Below are 18,965 nucleotides of genomic sequence, written 5' to 3'. Positions count from 1 at the left end.
GGATAACCTGTGTACGGATTGTTGGCAAATTGGCATTTTTACCGTCTAACAACCTGATTTAATTACATATTTCCCCGCATCATAAAATCCATAAAAACGTGCATAAGTTTTTTGCGCAGTAAAAAACCGGTCCTTGAGACCGGTTTTTTATACACAGCCGAATAGTACGTGGGTCAGTCTTCCAACAAGGGCAGTTGCAGGCTGAATGTGGTGCCTTTGCCTACCACACTTTCACACCTGATAAGGCCACCATGGCGCTCTACAACGGCCTTGACCATGGTCAGCCCCAATCCAAGACCTTCACTGCCTTGAGCGGACTCGAAGCGCCGATACTGGCTGAACAGCTCGGGTAAATCTTCAGCGGCAATCCCCGGGCCCTGGTCGCTGATGCGGCATTCCAACCAGCCTTGTGCGCTGCTGTGTCTCAACCTTACCGTGGTACCGGACGGGGAATACTTGATCGCATTCTCCAGCACGTTGAACAACGAACGCGTGAGCAACGATTGATCGGCTGAAACCATGCCTTCGTCCGCCTCGTCGAGGTCATGGACCAAGTGAATGCCCTTGAGCTGCGCAATCAGCGCCACCTGGTCGAAGGCATCCATCACCAGCATGGCGAACAGCGTCGGCTGGAATTGGTAGCCGTCAGCTTCCGCCTTGGCCAATTGCACGAAGGACTCGGTGAGGCTCAAGGCACGTCGAACCTGTTGCTCGATCTGGGCGAATACGGGCGACTCACCATTGTGCACATCCAACAGCGCGAGGATCGCCGAGTGGGGTGCGCGCAAGTCGTGAGAGAGGAAGCGCAGCATCGTCTCGCGGTGCTGCTGGGCCTCACGTTCCTTACTCAGGTCTGTCAGGCTCAGTAGCCATCCGAGTGCGACGTCACCGTCGGCGGGCAACAGCGGCGCAAGTTCCATTCGCAGGCTGCGTTGATGAATGTCGCGGAACTCGACGAGTTCGAGCGCCGCAAGCGCGGGTCGCACGCCGTTATGCAACGGTGGATACCCCAGGTCAGCGAGTTGTTCGAGAAGGTTTTCGCTGACCAGGTCATTACCGAACACATCGCGGGCGATGCGGTTAGCCAGCAGGATGTTGCCTTTGGGGTCGGTGATCAGCGTCGCCACCGGCAGGCACTCCAGGCCATCGGCCATAAAGCGGCGAGTGTCCCGCGTACGACCGACAGCTTGCTCAAGGGCGAAGATACGCGCCTGCAACACATCCCCCTTGCTGGCCGGCGCGCGACGGCGTTCGGGCAGTACTTTGGGTTCGTTATCCAGCCGCGCCAGTTCCCAGCCGAAATAGGCGAGGATCACACTCAAGCGGCGCCAATTCCAGATCAGGTAACTCAACAGCAGGCCAATCAGGCAGGCCGCCGGCGACCACCAGTGCCCCAGGCGTAACAACGCCCAGGAACCGAGCAGCGCAACCGCCATGCAGCCCAACGTCATCCACAATGCATAGCGCGGCCGGTACAGCAGCAGGCCGAGCAACAACGCCACCAGGAACGTCGCCATCGTTGCCGCCAACCAGCCAGGCAGATCGACAATGCTGCGCCCTTGCAGCAAGCCATTGAGCACGTTGGCCTGGATCTCCACCCCCGCGGTCGTGCCCACGGTGGAGGAGAGGGGTGTAACGAACCGGTCACCCATCCCCGAAGCGGTAGCCCCCACCAGGATCAGGCGATTACGTAGCAGTTCGGAAGGGACTTCACCATGTAATACGCTGACGTAGGACACGCTGGGAAAATGAGTGTGCGGCGCGATGAAAGGGATACGGATGGCGTGCTCGCGATGCCAGGTTTGAGCACTTGAATCCTGGGGCTCCCCCGGCATGGCCTGGGCTTCGCCGCTCAACTGGTACGCCAACCACGCCAACTGCGCGGCGGTGGCTGCAGGCGGTCCTTCACGCATGTACAGGCTGCGCACCACGCCGTCGCTGTCCGCCTCAACATTAATATGCCCAACGCCCTTGGCGCATTTGAGCAGCGGCAGCATCTGCTCCCCTGGCTCGCTGTAGCTGGCGGTGCCCTCGCGCACCAGTGGCAACAGCACATTCCCCGCGTTGCACACTGCCTCGGCCAGGCGTTTGTCGTTGGCAGCGTTGCCGGGCTCGCTGAAGATCACATCAAACAGAATGCCTGCCGGTTGCGCGGCACTCAGGCGATCGATCAAGTCGGCGTGCAAGCTGCGTGGCCAGGGCCATTGGCCGAGCTTTTTCAAGCTCGCGTCATCAATTGTTACCAGCAAGATGCGTGGGTCAACGGGTAAGGGGGTAAGACGGCGCAGGCTGTCATACAACGGATTGTTCAGGGCGAGGCCGGGGCTCAAGGACAGATAGGCCGTGATCGGCAGCAACAGTAAACCGATCCACAACCACTCGCGGACCAACCCGTGGAACAGGCGTTGGGCATGGGTGGGTTGGCGTTTCTCGGCCTTGCGCCAGAACATCATTGGTCAGCCACCGGAAGCCTGCGCCTGCGTGGCGGGCGGGTAGTAGAAGATGTCATAGACCCCGGTTTCTCCTTCCAGGCCATGCTCGTCATACGCCGATACACGAACGTGATAGAACGATGCCTTGAGCCCAGTGAAGCTCATTTTCGGCTCACTGGAAAAGTTTTCCTGCTGGATGTTCATAAAGGCTTTATCAGTCGCCACTTGGGCGCGATACCGCCGGGCACCGGGCAACGGTCGCAGGTACAAACGCCAGACCGGCGCATCACCTTTCTGCCCATCCTGGCCGATAAGCCTGGGCGCGGACAGTAACTCAACGGGGTGAAGATCACCTTGTTGCTTGAACAGCAGGCCTTGCCGGCCATCGACCTTGACCTCTGCTTCGGCAGGCGCGGTTTTCAGGGCGCGATTGACCGCCACCTGACCATCAAGCACCTCCAGCATGGACTGTTCACCGTCATCACGTACTCGAAAGTGCGTGCCTCGCACACCCAACACACCGACAGGGGTGATGATCTGGAACCGGTCGTAATCACTGGCTCGCTTGATCACATACGCTTCAACCTGGCCTTGTTCGAGTATGACCTGCGGAATCGACCGCTTCTCGACCAGGCGCAAGCGCACCTGGGAACTGGAGGGCAGCACCAGCCGCGAGCCATCCCCCAACGACAGGCTGACAAACGCCGACGCCGATGTCTTCACACCCTCCTGCTCATCGATGGTCATGCCTTCCTGCAAAGGCATTGCCTTGCCTCGCGGGTCGAGTTTCCAGGCATCCCCGGTGACATGCTGGACGACGGCCGGCAAAGGTTGCGCACGGCAAAGAAAATCATCATCGAGGTAGGGGGGACGCGTCTTGGCACCGGCGCTGGCCGAAGCTACCAGGATCAACAGGGCGGGGAGGGTACGGCGCGTCGCGCGGGGAGAGAGGGTCATGGTGCTCATTAAGGTATGGGTTCCAGAAGGCATCTGACATCAACGCGCAGGTGTTGGCGGCAGCGTACCTGTCGGCTGATCCTTTTACTTACGATCGGGAGCCGGTATCTTTCCCACCTGGGTATCGAGGACTTTCAATGGCTTAACGGCCCTTTGATATCAGCGTACCGAGAGTTCCAAGGGGGCGTTGAATCTGACCACAATTCTTCAGATTCAGAGGCCGGCAACTGTGCAGTATGTGCCATATATCCAAGGCCGTCGGCTGCCTAATATTAGAAGAAAGGACCTTCGACATGCGTGTCGCAATACTGGATGACGAACCCGCTGAACTGCGGCGGGTGGAACAGACACTGCGACAAATCCCCAGTATCACGGAACAGCCCTGGTCTCTGCATTGCTTCGAACGCGGTGAAGACCTGCTGCGCCAACTGCGCCGCGAAACCTTTGACCTGCTGATACTCGACTGGCAATTGCCTGATATCAGTGGCATCGCGATACTGCGCTGGACACGCGAACACATGGAAGCGCCCCCCGCGGTCATCATGCTGACCAGCCGTGATGCCGAGAGCGATATTGTCACTGCGCTCAACAGCGGCGCCGATGATTACGTCAGCAAACCCTTTCGACCCAATGAGCTCAAAGCGCGAGTCACCGCCGTTTTGCGTCGGCATGGTTTTCAGAAGTCCGCGAACAACGAAGTACAAAGCTTCAACGACCTGACCTTCGATGACGCCGAACTCACTGTTACCCGTGCGGGCAAACCAATCAACCTGACCGAACGCGAGTACCGATTGGCCAGTTGCTTGTTTGCCAATCTGGCACGGCCGCTTTCCCGAGAGTACCTCTATGAGCGGTTCTGGAGCCATGAGGAAATGGTCTCTTCAAGACCGTTGGATACGCATATCTATCGGCTGCGTAACAAGCTTGGCCTGACGGCCGACCGGGGTTGGCAGCTGTTGACCATCTATGGGTATGGGTATCGGTTGGAGAGTGTGGCGCCGGCGACTCAACGCTGAAAATCACGATGTTCCACGTGGAGCATTTTAAAAAACGGCCTGAGCAGTCCAGGCCGTTCTCGGTTCCAACAGGATTGTCGTGTTGATGCCGACCCCGGGATTGACCGATCGGTGAAATCTCGGCAACTGGGTCAACTCGGCATCGGCGCCAACCATCAGTAAGAACGGGCCCCTTCTCGGGTGGGTTTAGCGACGTTGCGCTCGAATAATCTGTGGGAAAACTCCAGTACCGCCAGCAACAGTTGAACGACACCCAGCACCAGCAAGAAAGGCGAAGCGCCACCGCTGACGGCCAATACCTGCAGTACCACTACGATCACGCGCAGCAAGGCGCTGAGACGGGCATGTTCGCGTGTGGGGGCTCGCCAACGCACAAAGCCCCACACAAGGTATGCCCAGGCGCCGATGTTGAGCAGGAACATGGCCGTGGGGTCGAGCGTCGAGAAGCGGCTGTTGAAGCCCAGTTGTTGATCGACCCATTGGATCATTGAATAGGCCCAGACGGACACCATCGGCAAGGCGAATGGGGCCATTGCAAGAATGTCGTATATAGCGCCAACGCGTACGATTTTCTCATGTGTGGATTGGGTCATTGCGGGTCTCCTCCTTGAGTGGTTGGTTCAGCAAGTCGCGAATTTCTTGGAACTCTCCCGATTTCAGTCCATTACGATGGCGCTCGGCCAAAACCTGGACAATATGCCCAGCGCGGGAGTCGGCGTCGACGATGTAGCCGGGAACTGCCGCTCGTTGCCGCAGCGCGACAAGATCGCTGAAACGTTCATCCGCCGCCATGATGGTCCGCGCCACAGTCGTCTGGACGTTGCAGAGCCCCAGAACTGCAAAGAATGTGTGTGGGTTTTCCAATTGATAGATTTTTGCCAGAGCATTCAACGCTGCCTTGGATACGGAATATGAGAGCATCCCCGCACGTTGGCGCAGTGCCGAAATCGATGATGAGAAGACCACGGTACTGGGGGGCGGCGTCGCACTCAGCATAATATCCAGGACCATTTTTACGGCGCCCAGGTTGAGCGCCAAGACGCTATTGAACTCCTGCATCGAGGTCTGCGTGGCCAGTTGGGGCGCGCCGCCGAACCGTCCCGCATTCAGGTAGACGGTCTCTACCGGGGCAGGGGTGCGCGATAGTAACGTCTGCAAGATTGCCGGTGCGCGCTCGATATCGGTCAAATCGCACCGCATAAAGTGGAAGTGCTCCTGTGGCGGGATATTGGCCGCAGGATTTCGTGACACCGCGAGCACCTCGTCGCCCCTGGCCAGGTGATAGCGTGCCAGGGCGTTGCCGATACCGGTGCTTACACCGGTGATCAATATGCTAGCCATGATTACCCCTAGAATTTGCCGATGTGATAGCCGCCATCGGCGCTGAGCACTGTGCCGGTGATATAGCTGGATCTCTTGCTCAGCAAAAACATGATCGCATCGGCGATTTCCTCTGGCTGGGCAAAGCGCTTCATGGCCGTCACGTCACGCTTGCGCTGGGTGTTTTCCGGATGGGCAGCCAGCCGTTCCGGAGAGTTCATACCTCCCAGTGTCGGCCCGGGCGCTACGGCGTTGACGCGCACGGCAAAGCCGGAATCGCTGTCGCAGGCATTCTCCATGGCGGCGACCTGCGTCAAGGCATTGAGCGCTGTCTTGCTGGCGACGTAGGCCGCCTGATTGGCCATCGGCATCACGCCAGCGCACGAGGAAACATTGACGATCGCTCCATCGGGGTACTGGCTGATCAATGCCAGTTCTTTTTGCAGGCAGTAAAGGGGGCCGTTCAGGTTGGTGTGGATGACCCTGTTCCAGTCCTGCGGCTGGATTGTCGCGATCGGCGCGTAGGGGGCGGTAATGCCTGCGTTGTTGATGGCGTAGTGCAACTGATCAACCTCGCCAGCCACCTTCCCGAAGGCTTCGGCTACTGAAGTTTCCGACGCTACATCGCAAAAGATGAACTGCGCCGAAGCCCCGAGTATCTCCAGAGCGGCGGCAGCCTTTTGCTCGTTTCTGCTCATCAGGAACAGCCGCGCGCCCGCTCCGGCCAGTTGCTTTGCCACGGCTAGGCCGATACCGCTTGCTCCGCCGGTGATGACGACGTTCTTGTCTTGAAATTCCATGTTATTGATTCCCGTAATGGATGTGAGCGGGCCGCTTGTAATGCTCATTCACGCAGCAATACACCCGATCGAGTTGCGGATTGCTCTTGTCTCGAAAGCAGTTACCGTCAAACCGGCATTGCTGGACCTGATCCTCATGGCCGGCGAGCGACTTGCTGATCAGGTCGTTATCGGCAAAAAGGGCTCGGCTCATGCCGACCAGATCACAGTGACCCAGCCGCAGTTGATCTTCTGCCTCCTGCAGCGAGCCAATGAAACCGGCATAGCCGACCGGGAGCGAGGTGAACGACTTGATCAGCCGCACCCCTTCGACGAACTGTCGCTGAATCTCAGGATGGGCAGAAAGCATGTAGCGGAAGGTTTCCTTGATGGTGATCGAGCACATGATTGCCGACGTCCCGGCGTCCGCCAGAGCAGCCACTACGTCCTCGAGCAGTTCCGGTTGCTGCCCGCTGGTGCCCAGACAATCATCGATGCCCAGGCGCACGGAAACCTCCAGGTCTCCAGCGGTAACCCTATGAATGCGGTCGATGACTTCCAGCAGGAACCGCGCTCGCTTGAGCGGGCTGGCGCCATAGGCGTCACGCCGATGGTTGGTCCAGGGCGATAGAAAACTGCTCAGCAGATAGCCGTTGGATGCCTGGAGCTGGACCATTTTGGCGCCGGCCTGTCTGGCACGCAGAGCCGCTTGGGCAAACTGATCGCAGACAGCGTCGATGTCCTCAACACTCATCTCTACCAACAGATCGGCACCACTGCTACCGGATAACGCACTGCGGCTCGGGCAAAGCAGCGGTTGGCCGCTGATCTGCGTGCCACCTTGGGCTCCGTAATGCTGAAGTTGCACCACCACCGGACAGTCCCGCTGGTGGCCGTACTCCACCAGCGGCGCGAGCTTTTCCAGGTTGGCATCGCTGTGCAGGCACAGGCCTCGCGCATGCAGGCGCGTGGAGGGCGCTATGGAGGAGTTGCCCAGTACCACCATGGCGCAGCCACCGTCGATCACATGTTGATAGAAAGTGAGCATTTCTTCGGACAGCGAACCGTCCGAGGTGGCCAGGTCGATGCCCATCGGGGCGAAATACAATCGGTTTTTCAGCGAAACGCTCTTACCGATCACCAGTGGGCGTTGTGAAAGCTCATAGCTCATGGGCGAACGATCCTCATGCCACGATTTGCTCGTGGGCCAGAGGGGCTGGTGAAGAGGCCGCGGCCCATCGCATCTGCCCGGCAAAGAAGCAGTGGCACTTGATCGTTTCACGGAGTTCGCTGGCCTGGTCCTTGGACAACTTACCGAACACCAGCACCCGCTGGTCGGATTCGCCGGTGGAGCAGGTCGAAGCAACTGGCAGGCTGAGGAAACCACCCCCTTCGATGTAGAGCGATACGGTACTGACCGTGCTCCAATCGATGGCCCCGGCTTGATGAGTCACCAGCACTCCCAGTACCGAGAGCAGGCTCAGCCTGGCTTGCAACACGCTATCGGCGTGATGCACGAGGATGTTCTTGGGCAAGCGATCGGAAGGGGTAAACCAATGATCCTGAGGGTAGTTCAACGAGCGCATGCGTTTGAACAGCGGTAACTTGATCACTGCGCCTTGCAGCCAAAGACGCGACACCAGCCGACCGTTCTGATAGAAGTTCGCGCACTTGTCGATGGACTTGGGTTGTGATCGCCTGAGGCCCTGGGCCTGCTGCACCACGATTTCGACTTCATAGGCCGATTCGGTGTAGGCATTGAAGGAAATGCGCAAGTCTTCGATGGAAATGGAAACTGCGCCGCGCCGGTGCCCCAAGTAGTTGTAGACGTAGTAGTACATGGCTTGCCTGGCCACCTCGATCAACATCAGACCCGGCACATGTTCGTGCTGCTTGTTATAGAAGTAGTAATTCTTGGTGTCATTGATCAACAGATAAGACCCCTGCCTGGCCTTATCCCACTGCGCGAGCGCTTCAAGGCACTCGATCATGCGTAATACCTGGTCGGACGGTATTTCGGCGTCACCGCCCTGAAAATGCTGGGCAAGGTAGCGTTGGGCCTGCAGGGGGATGAATTCAGCCGTGAGGATGAAGTGGTCGCCGCACTCGGTATAGAAATCAGTCAGGCGGATCTCGAAGGTGGAGAGTGTGCTCGCCTGTTCCGCACTGATTTTCAAGGGCAGATAGCGCAGCACATACTGGTCATCTTGCGCACTGTACAGCGCCTCGAACAGGGCCTGATCCTGCGCGTTGCCAGCCAGTATTTCTGCACCAATCGTAGTACTGAGAAAACTGGGCAGAATCAGCCTTGGTCGAGCGATCAGGACATCCTTGGGGCTGTCTTTGTGCAACAGATGGGGGTCAATCAAGTCTGCGCAGTTCATGGGTTGCGATCTCCAAGTGAGCGAATTGGGGAATGTAGGGGGAGACGGGACAGCAAAAGCTTAATGATGGGCCCATGTACCGGCGCCACCGGCAGCATGTAGAGGCGGCCGAAAGTATTGAAGGTCTTGACGGAGGTGGTGATATGCAGGCAACGCGGTTGCGTGAGTGTTGTATCGATCGAGACCATGACCGCCAGATGGGTATCGCGTGAGGTCAGTACCAGCTTGTGTGCGCTGAGGGCCTCGATGGTGAAGAAATCGAGCTTTTCGCCGACCGTCGGGACGCACTCTGGTGTGACGCCCGAGAACCCGCCGATCTTCTCGACGTGAAAGTGCTGCGAGATGCTGTCGCGCAGCCTGAACGCACCTTTGAGCCAGGCGGGCGTCGCGGCCGTCATCAGGCAATACAGTTCGAATACCGTGGATTCGGTGTCGATGATCGCGCTGGCCGAATGCAGAAAACCTAGCTCATGGTGCTCGGCCACCAGGCTGGCGCACGGTGGGATCTGGGCGTTTGGCGTCTTCATGATGGATGACACCTTATTGCAGCAGGGCGATTTGCGCCTGCTCGGCCTGCAATAGCATGTTTTCGTAGAGCTGGTCGGCGGATGCCTGGTCCTCAATGACCTGTTCGGCGACATTCTGAGCGATGACGTCAATTGATTCGTCGTCGATGAATACCGATTCGTAAACCCCGACGACAGGCAGGTAGATACCTTTGACGTACGCCACCGTCTGCTGCAAAGGCCTGAGCAATTCATCCAGTGTGTAACGGTTGAACCCGCCAGCGCGGTAGCCTGTGGATGGCGCCCCCACTGTGGTGACGATCATGAACTCCCTGTTCTTGAGCTTGTCGCCACCGCGTGCGTAGGCATAGCCGGGGGTGAACACTTCATCGATCCACTGTTTCATGATTGCCGGGCAGGAATACCAATACAACGGAAACAGCAACACGATGCGGTCATGGGCATCGAGCAACGCCTGCTCTGCACGAACATCGAACCCGGTGGGCGTTACCGCGCAAGACAGGCTATGGACCTTGACGCCACGATGGCTGATCTTGCTCATGATCGCGATATTGACGCGGGAAACCGAGAGATCCGGATGCCCCGAAATGACAATGACTTTTTTCATGTAGGGCCCATGTCCTTTATATGGTTGAAATGCCGATGCAGCGCTATTTAAGAACAGGGGCCTGAAGTTGTAACCTAACCTTTTGGGGAGGCGGCTTGCCCAATTTGCCGGCAGCGGCAGGCCATTCGTAGTGCTTCAGGCCACTTCTCGATCAACAAGGCTGGGCGGTACCCTGATCCAGTTGGCCATGATCTTTTGCCCTTCGATCACGGTCAGCTTTTCCCCGCAATGAGCGTCGAAGCCCGCTTTGCGCAACAATCGGGCGATCCCGGGCGGAGATACCGTGATCAATTGGCGAACCTCGTGGCGAGCCGCGACCTTGAGCACTTCGTGCAGCAGCGCCACGGCGTTCGGCGATGACATTGAATGGCCAGTGAAGGTCTGTTGTTGCAGGTCGACGGCGGCAAAACGGGAGATTTCCCAGATGTCCGCGGAATGAGGGAGTGCCTGGTCGCCGAGCACCTGGGGAAAAACTTCTCCCAGCAGATAGGGCTTGTGTGTGGGCAGCAACCGCGCTACGCCGACGATGCGCGGGCCTTGATGGGCGATCACGTATACCGTGTCGTCGCGATCGAATTGATCCAGCTCCTCACCGATCGCACAGTCCAGATGCCATCCAAGTTTCTCGACAAATACGCGATAGCGATATCGCAGCAGGGCCTGCCACAGTTCTATTGGTAATGTAAGGCGCGTACCCGTGGTCATATACATGAGGAACCCTCGGCAAATAATCGAGGGATAATTCAGCAGAATAATCGAATGCTTAGGTACTGCTCTTTTGGGCAGGTGCGTCTTCAACGTGCGAGTATTATTGTTGTTGTTCTCACTCGGCGCCGTTAACGCTTCAGCGGTGCACACATGAGTGGTGTCTCAGACGAGCAAGCCCAGTGTAGTGGCGCGCACTACGGTAGCGGTGCAGTTATGGACGCCCAGTTTCGAGCCTGCATTGCGCAGGTGAAACTTGATGGTTTCCCGCGATAGCGAGAGGATCAAACCGATCTCGTAGGCAGTCTTGCCGTCGGCCGCCCACTTAAGGACTTCACATTCGCGCCGCGACAGCGATTTTTCCTGCGGTAATTGCCACTGCGGTGTCAGTACTCGCAAGAACCCCTGATGGGCGACATTCACCAAAAACCGCATGTATTTTTGATTGGATGCGAGCTCTTGCGCAGTAATAGCGTCGCTGGGGCGCGCCAGTGTCAGCATGCCGCCGCTGCCGCGGCCGTCCAGACAGGATTGAGCCCAACCATGGACCAGTCCGGCTGCGCGGGCTTCCTCCCACATCTGCGGGGTTTGCTGGGTTATTTGCTCGTCCCAGACAATCGGTATCGTCGATTTCGTGCAGTGTTGCACTGTCGGGTCCACGGCAATGTATTCGCACTGGGCATAGCGTTGTCGCCACGAAGGCTGAAAATTGTTGCTCATCACGACCGCAGGGCGGGTGACGGGTATAGGTATTCGGATCCCATAGGCGCAATAGTCGAACCCTAGGTGTCTTGCAGTGCTTACTATCCGGTCCAACAATTCAGCTTCAGTTTGGGCATTGTCGATCGTGTGTAACAGGTCATCCATCCACTTCACTGTCATTCTCCTTGAATTGACCTTGTTACGCTCTATCTGCGCCGACTATCACTTTCGGACGCACTCATGACACAGGGTAGTGCTGCTACTGCTTGGTAACTTGCCAGACCAGTGATCGGTATTGGGATTACTGCCGCTAGGCAAGGGTAGCCTGACTGCGGCGGGAAATCATTGAGCTGGAACAATTCATTGACAGTTGGTGACCGAGCGTTGGGAAGTTTGAGACGTTCTGTTACCTGAACCCTGTGATGGCGTCACCACCGAATTGGCCCCGCTGCCGATAACTACAACAGCGCTAAAAATCTCTGTTTTTAAAGACAAAAAAGCCAACGTTTAAAAACGTTGGCTTTTTCAGTCAGTTGAGCTGACAAGCTTGAGTCATCTATTTGTGAAAGCTCTCATTTATTCTGAGAACCTCCACCTGATCAGAAGTCCAGGTTGGACACCGCCAGGGCATTGCTTTCGATGAAGTCACGACGTGGCTCGACCGCATCACCCATCAGGGTGTTGAAGATCTGGTCTGCGCCAATGGCGTCTTCGATGGTCACACGCAGCATGCGGCGCTGAGCTGGGTCCATGGTGGTTTCCCACAGTTGATCCGGGTTCATCTCGCCCAGACCTTTGTATCGCTGGATGGTGTGGCGCTTGGTGCTTTCAGCCATCAGCCAGTCGAGGGCTTCCTTGAATTCCTTGACCTGCTTCTTGCGTTCGCCGCGTTGAATATAAGCACCGTCGTCCAGCAGGGTGCTCAGTTGCGCGCCCAGGGTTACCACGGTCTTGTAGTCATTGCTGCCGAAGAAGTCGCGGTTGAAGGTGACGTAGTTCGACAGGCCGTGGGAGATCAGCTCGACCTCTGGCAGCCAAACGTTACGTTCACGGTCTTCACGCAGGCTGGCCTTGTACACCAGGCCAGACTTCTCGACGGTGCGCAGGCGCACCTCGTACTGAGCCAGCCAATCCTGCATGTGGGCATGATCGCCCAGCTGCTCCAGGCTCACAGCCGGCAGGTAGATGAAGTGCTCGGTCAGCTCCTGAGGGTACAGGCGCGACAAACGCTTGAGGGTCTTCATCACCATGCGGAAGTCGTTTACCAGACGCTCCAACGCCTCACCGGAAATACCCGGTGCTTCGTCGTTCAAGTGCAGGCTCGCGTCTTCCAGGGCCGACTGCGTCATGTACTCTTCCATGGCGTCGTCGTCTTTGATGTATTGCTCTTGCTTGCCTTTTTTCACTTTGTACAGTGGCGGCTGGGCGATGTAGATGTAGCCGCGCTCGATCAACTCCGGCAACTGACGGAAGAAGAAGGTCAGCAGCAGGGTACGGATGTGCGAACCGTCGACGTCAGCATCGGTCATGATGATGATGTTGTGGTAACGCAGCTTGTCGATGTTATATTCCTCGCGACCAATACCGCAGCCCAAGGCTGTGATCAAGGTGCCGACTTCCTGGGAGGAAATCATCTTGTCGAAGCGGGCTTTCTCAACGTTGAGGATCTTACCCTTCAACGGCAGGATGGCCTGGGTGCGACGGTTACGACCCTGCTTGGCGGAACCGCCAGCAGAGTCACCTTCCACCAGGTACAGTTCGGAAAGGGCAGGGTCCTTCTCCTGGCAGTCAGCCAGTTTGCCGGGCAAGCCGGCGATATCCAACGCGCCTTTACGACGAGTCATCTCACGGGCCTTACGCGCCGCTTCACGGGCACGTGCCGCATCGATCATCTTGCCGACAACCAGCTTGGCTTCGTTCGGGTTTTCCAGCAGGAAGTCGGAGAAGTATTTGCCCATCTCCTGTTCCACTGCTGTCTTCACTTCGGAAGAGACCAGCTTGTCCTTGGTCTGGGAGCTGAACTTAGGGTCCGGCACTTTTACCGAGATAATTGCGGTCAAGCCTTCACGGGCGTCATCACCGGTAGTGGCGACTTTGTGTTTCTTCGCCAGGCCTTCAGCTTCGATATAAGTATTCAGGTTACGCGTCAGCGCGGAACGGAAACCCACCAGGTGAGTACCACCGTCGCGCTGTGGAATGTTGTTGGTAAAGCACAACAGGTTCTCGTTGAAGCTGTCGTTCCACTGCAACGCGATTTCCACGCCGATGCCGTCTTCACGCTGGATGTTGAAATGGAACACCTGGTTGACCGCAGTCTTGTTGGTGTTCAGGTATTCAACGAATGCACGCAGACCACCTTCGTACTTGAACAGCTCTTCCTTGCCGCTACGCTCATCCTTGAGGACGATGCCAACACCGGAGTTGAGGAAGGACAGTTCACGAATACGCTTGGCCAGGATGTCCCAGCTGAAGTGGATATTCTTGAAGGTGTCAGCCGAAGGCTTGAAATGAATCTGGGTACCGGTGGACTCACTGTCGCCAACAATTTTCATTGGTTCTTGTGGCACACCGTGGACGTAGGTCTGTTCCCAAATTTTGCCGCTACGGCGAACAGTAAGGATCAGCTCTTCAGACAGAGCGTTCACTACCGACACACCCACACCGTGCAAACCACCGGAGACTTTATAGGAGTTGTCGTCGAACTTACCGCCGGCGTGGAGCACGGTCATGATGACCTCTGCCGCCGATACGCCTTCTTCTTTGTGCACATCTACCGGAATGCCACGACCGTTGTCGCGCACGGTGATGGACTCATCCGGGTGGATGATGATGCTGATGTCGTCGCAGTGACCGGCCAGAGCTTCGTCGATGGAGTTGTCGACCACCTCGAACACCATGTGGTGCAGACCGCTACCATCATCGGTGTCGCCAATGTACATACCGGGACGTTTGCGTACGGCATCCAAACCTTTCAGCACTTTAATGCTGGTCGAGTCGTACGTGTTTTCTTCGCTCATGCCTTCACTCCCGATGGTCGTGGGTCTGGGTGATACGGCCTTGTTCCACGTGGAACAAAGCGACTGGCGTTTCCGTCTGCCAGCCTTCCCTCAATAATTCGTGGTCTACACAGGTGATAAAAACCTGGCAGCGTAATTCTTCTAACAAACGGCATAACGCGAGGCGGTGTTGCTCGTCGAGTTCGGACGGCAAGTCATCCACCAGATAAATACACTGGCCACGCCTGGCCTGGCTAACGAGATGCCCCTGGGCGATCCGTAAAGCACACACCACCAACTTCTGCTGACCACGGGACAAGATGTCCGCGGCATTGTGTGCGCCTAATCTAAGGCGCAAATCAGCCCGTTGGGGTCCGGCCTGGGTATGGCCGATTTGCTGATCCCGCTGCAAGGACGTGGCGAGCACTGCACTCAGCTCGCGATCTTTGTCCCAACCACGGTAGTAACTCAGCGTCAGCCCCTCGAGATCCAACAACTCACTCAAGGTCTGCTCAAAGACTGGTTTCAAGGCTTTGATATAGGCGCGGCGGTATTCATCAATTTCGTCGCTGGCCAGGCACAGTTCCCGGTCCCAGGCCGCTTGCGAAGCGGCGTCAAGTGTACCATGCCGCAGCCATGAGTTCCGCTGCCGCAGGGCCTTCTGCAGGCGCTGCCACGTGGCCATGAATCGCGGTTCCACGTGGAACACTCCCCAATCGAGGAACTGACGCCGGATCTTCGGTGCGCCTTCTAATAAACGGAAACTGTCTGGGTTGATCAATTGCAGCGGTAGGATTTCCGCCAGTTGCGCCGCACTGCGAGCATTTTGCCCATCAATGCGAATTTGAAACTCCCCGCCACGATCACGGGAGATCCCCAAGCTGCTGTGCCCACCTTCAGCCAATTCCACTTGGCCAAACACTGTGCACGCCAGTTGTTCGTATTGAATCACCGGCAACAGTCGAGCACTGCGGAATGAACGGGCGAGCCCCAGCAAATGGATGGCCTCCAGCACGCTGGTTTTGCCACTGCCGTTGGCGCCATGGAGGATATTGATGCGTGGGGAGGGGGAGAAGGTCACCGGGTGCAGATTGCGCACCGCGGTGACCGAGACGCGACTGAGGGACATCTAGCTTCTGCTGAGCATGATTACAGGCGCATCGGCATAACAACGTAAGCCGAGTCGTCGTTATCGGATTCTTGCACCAGAGCGCTGCTGTTGGAGTCCGACAGGATCAGGCGCACCTGTTCCGTGGTCATCACGCCCAGCACATCAAGCAAGTAGCTCACGTTGAAGCCGATTTCCAGCGAACCGCCGTTGTAGTCGACGCCCACTTCTTCTTCCGCTTCTTCCTGCTCCGGGTTATTGGCCTGGATCTTCAACTGGCCGTTGGCCAATTGCAGGCGGATACCGCGGTACTTCTCGTTCGACAGAATCGCGGTACGGCTGAAGGCTTCACGCAGGGCCTGACGATCGCCGATGACCAGCTTGTCACCGCCTTTAGGCAGCACACGCTCGTAATCCGGGAACTTGCCGTCAACCAGCTTGGAGGTGAAGGTGAACTCACCCGTGGTCGCGCGGATGTGATGCTGACCCAGGACAATGCTGACGTTGCCATCCGGTTCGGTCAGCAAACGTGCCAATTCAAGGATACCTTTACGCGGCACGATCACCTGGTGACGGTCCGGCTGACCGATATCAGCACGCATCGAGCACATTGCCAGACGATGACCGTCGGTGGCCACGGCACGGATGATGCCTTCCGACACTTCCAGCAGCATGCCGTTGAGGTAGTAACGCACGTCCTGCTGGGCCATCGCGAAGCTGGTGCGCTCGATCAAACGGCGCAGCTTGCTTTGCTCCAGGCTGCAGGTCAGCGAGCCAGGGCCTTCTTCAACGGTGGGGAAATCATTGGCTGGCAAGGTAGACAGCGTAAAACGGCTGCGACCGGCCTTGACCACCAGCTTCTGCTCATCAACCTTGATGTCGATCAGCGCATCGTTGGGCAGGCTCTTACAGATGTCCATCAGCTTGCGCGCCGGCACGGTGATCTCGCCAGGTTCGGCGGGTTCTTCGAGCTGGACGCGCCCCACCAGCTCGACTTCCAGGTCGGTACCGGTCAAGGACAACTGCTGGCCTTCGACAACCAGCAATACGTTGGAGAGCACCGGCAAGGTCTGTCGGCGCTCGACGACGCCTGCGACCAGTTGCAGGGGTTTCAACAGGGCTTCGCGTTGAATGGTGAAATGCATGGTCTAGTCCCTTGCCTTAATAAGCTGCGCTGGTGTCATCACGTAGTCAGTGTACGCAACAGGTTCTTGTAGTCCTCGCGAATATCCGCGTCGGATTCCTTAAGTTCGTTGATTTTGCGGCACGCGTGCAAGACCGTGGTGTGGTCGCGACCGCCAAACACATCACCGATTTCCGGCAGGCTGTGGTTGGTCAACTCCTTGGAGAGTGCCATAGCCACCTGACGCGGACGAGCCACCGAGCGCGAGCGGCGCTTGGACAGCAGGTCGGAAATCTTGATCTTGTAGTACTCCGCCACGGTGCGCTGGATGTTATCCACACTGACCAGCTTGTCCTGGAGTGCCAGCAGGTCTTTCAAGGATTCGCGAATCAGCTCGATGGTGATGTCGCGGCCCATGAAGTGCGAGTGTGCGATCACCCGCTTGAGTGCGCCTTCCAGCTCACGCACGTTGGAGCGAATGCGTTGGGCAATGAAGAATGCGGCGTCGTGGGGCAGGTCGACCTTCGCCTGGTCAGCCTTTTTCATCAGGATCGCAACGCGGGTTTCCAGCTCCGGCGGCTCTACCGCAACGGTCAGGCCCCAACCAAAGCGAGACTTCAGGCGTTCTTCCAGGCCTTCGATTTCCTTCGGATAACGGTCGCTGGTCAGGATGACCTGCTGGCCGCCTTCGAGCAGGGCGTTGAAGGTGTGAAAGAACTCTTCCTGGGAACGTTCCTTGCGGGCGAAGAATTGAATGTCATCGATCAACAAGGCATCAACGGAACGGTAGAACCGCTTGAACTCGTTGATCGCATTGAGCTGCAGGGCCTTGACCATATCAGCCACGAAGCGCTCCGAGTGCAGGTACACGACCTTGGCATTCGGGTTCTTCTTTAATAGATGGTTACCCACAGCGTGCATCAAGTGAGTCTTACCCAAGCCAACGCCACCATAAAGGAAGAGTGGGTTGTAACCATGCTTGGGGTTATCGGCCACTTGCCAGGCGGCCGCCCGGGCCAGCTGGTTGGATTTACCTTCGACGAAGTTCTCGAAGGTAAAGGTGCGGTTCAAGTAGCTGGTGTGCTTGAGCGCGCCTTCCACCTGCACAGTGCGCTGTTCCGCGCGAACCGGGGCCTGCTGCGAGCTGGCACCTGCCATTGGGTCGAAGCTGTCGCGGGACGGCTCTTCATTTATAGGCGCGTTTTTCTGCGACGAGGATTTTGAAGGCGTCGGGGCAACCGGTGCTGGCGAGTTATTAACAAGCGCGACAGCGGACTGTGCCTGCGAGGCACTCGCTGCCAACGGCGCATTCGGCGCAGCGCGAGGCGCCGAGCTGCGTTTGCTGCCTATTAATAAGGAGAGCACGGGTGCGAGGCCATTGCCATGCTCATCGAGCAATTCGAGAACGCGGCTCAGGTACTTCTCGTTGACCCAGTCGAGAACAAAACGATTGGGTGCGTAGACACGCAACTCGTCGCCTTCGGCTTCGACCTGTAGCGGACGGATCCAGGTGTTGAATTGCTGGGCAGGCAGCTCATCGCGCAAAAGCTCCACGCACTGCTGCCAAAGTTCCACTGACACGGATATCCCCTAAGTTGAAAGCCGGTGAGGCAAAAACAGCCGCCATTGTAGCGGCCAGCCGCCCACTTATCCACATGTAGGTTGCTCACACACCAGCCAAAATCAATGCCTTAACCGTAAAGAAGGCGACAGATGGTCTGTGCATAAGCTCTGTGGATAAACGCACCTAAGCCCGTTGTACAAGTGGGGTCGAAAGTCTGTGGGTAACCGGCCTGTGGATAACAAGCCATTCCACACACAGCTTATCCGACAGCGCAGCACAGGCAGAGCACCGTTTCTCCCCCGTGTTGTCATTCTCTGTACATCACGTGGAATATGGCCTCAAGGCAGTTATCCACAGAAGAACGCTTCCCTAGCTTTTATAAGCTTTACAGAAAAGCTTTAAATAACTTCCTTCTTTATTTTTATATCTATGGCATTGCCCATGGAAGCCAGGCGGACAGAAAAGGCCTGGATACGTGCAAAGATCTAATTAAAGGAAAAGCTGGTTGGAAATTGACCTAGAGGCTTGCTTTCTCTAGAATCGCCGGTCTCTTAAAACGGGGGCCATTCCGGCCCGTTGTGGACGAACCAGGTAACAACGCCATGAAACGTACTTTCCAACCAAGCACCATCAAACGCGCCCGTACCCACGGCTTCCGTGCTCGCATGGCCACCAAGAACGGCCGTGCTGTCCTGTCGCGTCGCCGCGCCAAAGGTCGTGCGCGTCTGGCAGTTTGATAATCCGG

17 protein-coding genes are annotated in these 18,965 nt (G+C 57.2%); 2 read left to right on the top strand and 15 right to left on the bottom strand.

The window, feature by feature from the left end:
• Positions 1-173: 173 nt before the first annotated feature.
• Positions 174-2,453: a CHASE2 domain-containing protein gene (locus tag AC1Q6I_RS13215; RefSeq protein WP_024072560.1), complete on the bottom strand. Its 2,280-nt coding sequence runs from the start codon at positions 2,451-2,453 to the stop codon at positions 174-176.
• A 3-nt stretch (positions 2,454-2,456) separates the two neighbouring features.
• Positions 2,457-3,389: a FecR family protein gene (locus AC1Q6I_RS13210; protein ID WP_223817836.1), complete on the bottom strand. Its 933-nt coding sequence runs from the start codon at positions 3,387-3,389 to the stop codon at positions 2,457-2,459.
• Between the two features lie 293 nt (positions 3,390-3,682).
• On the opposite strand from AC1Q6I_RS13210, the gene AC1Q6I_RS13205 reads away from it, so the two are divergent.
• Positions 3,683-4,405 carry a response regulator transcription factor gene (locus AC1Q6I_RS13205; protein WP_024072558.1) on the top strand — a complete coding sequence of 241 codons (723 nt, stop codon included), beginning with the start codon at positions 3,683-3,685 and terminating at the stop codon, positions 4,403-4,405.
• A gap of 155 nt (positions 4,406-4,560) precedes the next feature.
• On the opposite strand, the gene AC1Q6I_RS13200 is transcribed toward AC1Q6I_RS13205, so the two are convergent.
• The 13 genes from AC1Q6I_RS13200 to dnaA all read right to left on the bottom strand — a co-directional run bounded on the left by AC1Q6I_RS13200 (position 4,561) and on the right by dnaA (position 18,237).
• Complete coding sequence (locus AC1Q6I_RS13200) at positions 4,561-4,998, bottom strand: hypothetical protein (RefSeq protein WP_024072557.1); 438 nt, start codon at positions 4,996-4,998, stop codon at positions 4,561-4,563.
• Positions 4,979-5,746, bottom strand: coding sequence for an SDR family NAD(P)-dependent oxidoreductase (locus AC1Q6I_RS13195; RefSeq protein ID WP_024072556.1), 768 nt, complete (start codon positions 5,744-5,746; stop codon positions 4,979-4,981). Before AC1Q6I_RS13195 ends, AC1Q6I_RS13200 begins: the two co-directional genes overlap by 20 nt.
• Positions 5,747-5,754: 8 nt before the next feature.
• Positions 5,755-6,525: an SDR family NAD(P)-dependent oxidoreductase gene (locus tag AC1Q6I_RS13190; RefSeq protein WP_069077293.1), complete on the bottom strand. Its 771-nt coding sequence runs from the start codon at positions 6,523-6,525 to the stop codon at positions 5,755-5,757.
• Between the two features lies 1 nt (position 6,526).
• A complete protein-coding gene (locus AC1Q6I_RS13185) occupies positions 6,527-7,675 on the bottom strand; it encodes an oxidoreductase (protein ID WP_024072554.1) in 1,149 nt (382 codons plus the stop codon).
• A gap of 13 nt (positions 7,676-7,688) precedes the next feature.
• Positions 7,689-8,888: an AfsA-related hotdog domain-containing protein gene (locus tag AC1Q6I_RS13180; RefSeq protein ID WP_102623668.1), complete on the bottom strand. Its 1,200-nt coding sequence runs from the start codon at positions 8,886-8,888 to the stop codon at positions 7,689-7,691.
• Positions 8,885-9,415, bottom strand: coding sequence for a DUF2867 domain-containing protein (locus tag AC1Q6I_RS13175; protein ID WP_024072552.1), 531 nt, complete (start codon positions 9,413-9,415; stop codon positions 8,885-8,887). Before AC1Q6I_RS13175 ends, AC1Q6I_RS13180 begins: the two co-directional genes overlap by 4 nt.
• A gap of 13 nt (positions 9,416-9,428) precedes the next feature.
• Entirely contained in the window at positions 9,429-10,022 is a 594-nt protein-coding gene (locus AC1Q6I_RS13170; RefSeq protein ID WP_102623667.1) for an NAD(P)H-dependent oxidoreductase, read from the bottom strand.
• A 135-nt stretch (positions 10,023-10,157) separates the two neighbouring features.
• A complete protein-coding gene (locus AC1Q6I_RS13165; protein WP_041160802.1) occupies positions 10,158-10,733 on the bottom strand; it encodes an acyl-homoserine-lactone synthase in 576 nt (191 codons plus the stop codon).
• 159 nt (positions 10,734-10,892) lie between these two features.
• Positions 10,893-11,609 carry a helix-turn-helix transcriptional regulator gene (locus AC1Q6I_RS13160; protein ID WP_051448857.1) on the bottom strand — a complete coding sequence of 239 codons (717 nt, stop codon included), beginning with the start codon at positions 11,607-11,609 and terminating at the stop codon, positions 10,893-10,895.
• 419 nt (positions 11,610-12,028) lie between these two features.
• On the bottom strand, positions 12,029-14,446 hold the full coding sequence (gene gyrB / locus AC1Q6I_RS13155) for a DNA topoisomerase (ATP-hydrolyzing) subunit B (RefSeq protein WP_024072543.1): 2,418 nt from the start codon (positions 14,444-14,446) through the stop codon (positions 12,029-12,031).
• Positions 14,447-14,450: 4 nt separating this feature from the next.
• Positions 14,451-15,554, bottom strand: coding sequence for a DNA replication/repair protein RecF (recF, locus tag AC1Q6I_RS13150; RefSeq protein ID WP_102623666.1), 1,104 nt, complete (start codon positions 15,552-15,554; stop codon positions 14,451-14,453).
• A 20-nt stretch (positions 15,555-15,574) separates the two neighbouring features.
• Positions 15,575-16,678, bottom strand: a complete 1,104-nt coding sequence (gene dnaN, locus AC1Q6I_RS13145) for a DNA polymerase III subunit beta (protein WP_005783345.1) — start codon at positions 16,676-16,678, stop codon at positions 15,575-15,577.
• A 38-nt stretch (positions 16,679-16,716) separates the two neighbouring features.
• Positions 16,717-18,237, bottom strand: a complete 1,521-nt coding sequence (gene dnaA, locus AC1Q6I_RS13140; protein WP_102623665.1) for a chromosomal replication initiator protein DnaA — start codon at positions 18,235-18,237, stop codon at positions 16,717-16,719.
• Between the two features lie 585 nt (positions 18,238-18,822).
• On the opposite strand from dnaA, the gene rpmH reads away from it, so the two are divergent.
• Positions 18,823-18,957 carry a 50S ribosomal protein L34 gene (gene rpmH / locus AC1Q6I_RS13135; RefSeq protein ID WP_003213577.1) on the top strand — a complete coding sequence of 45 codons (135 nt, stop codon included), beginning with the start codon at positions 18,823-18,825 and terminating at the stop codon, positions 18,955-18,957.
• Positions 18,958-18,965: the final 8 nt, after the last annotated feature.

Source organism: Pseudomonas sp. MPR-R2A5 (assembly GCF_058793055.1).
The sequence above is the reverse complement of the archived record's forward strand: the minus strand, read 5'-3'. Positions and strand labels throughout refer to the sequence as shown.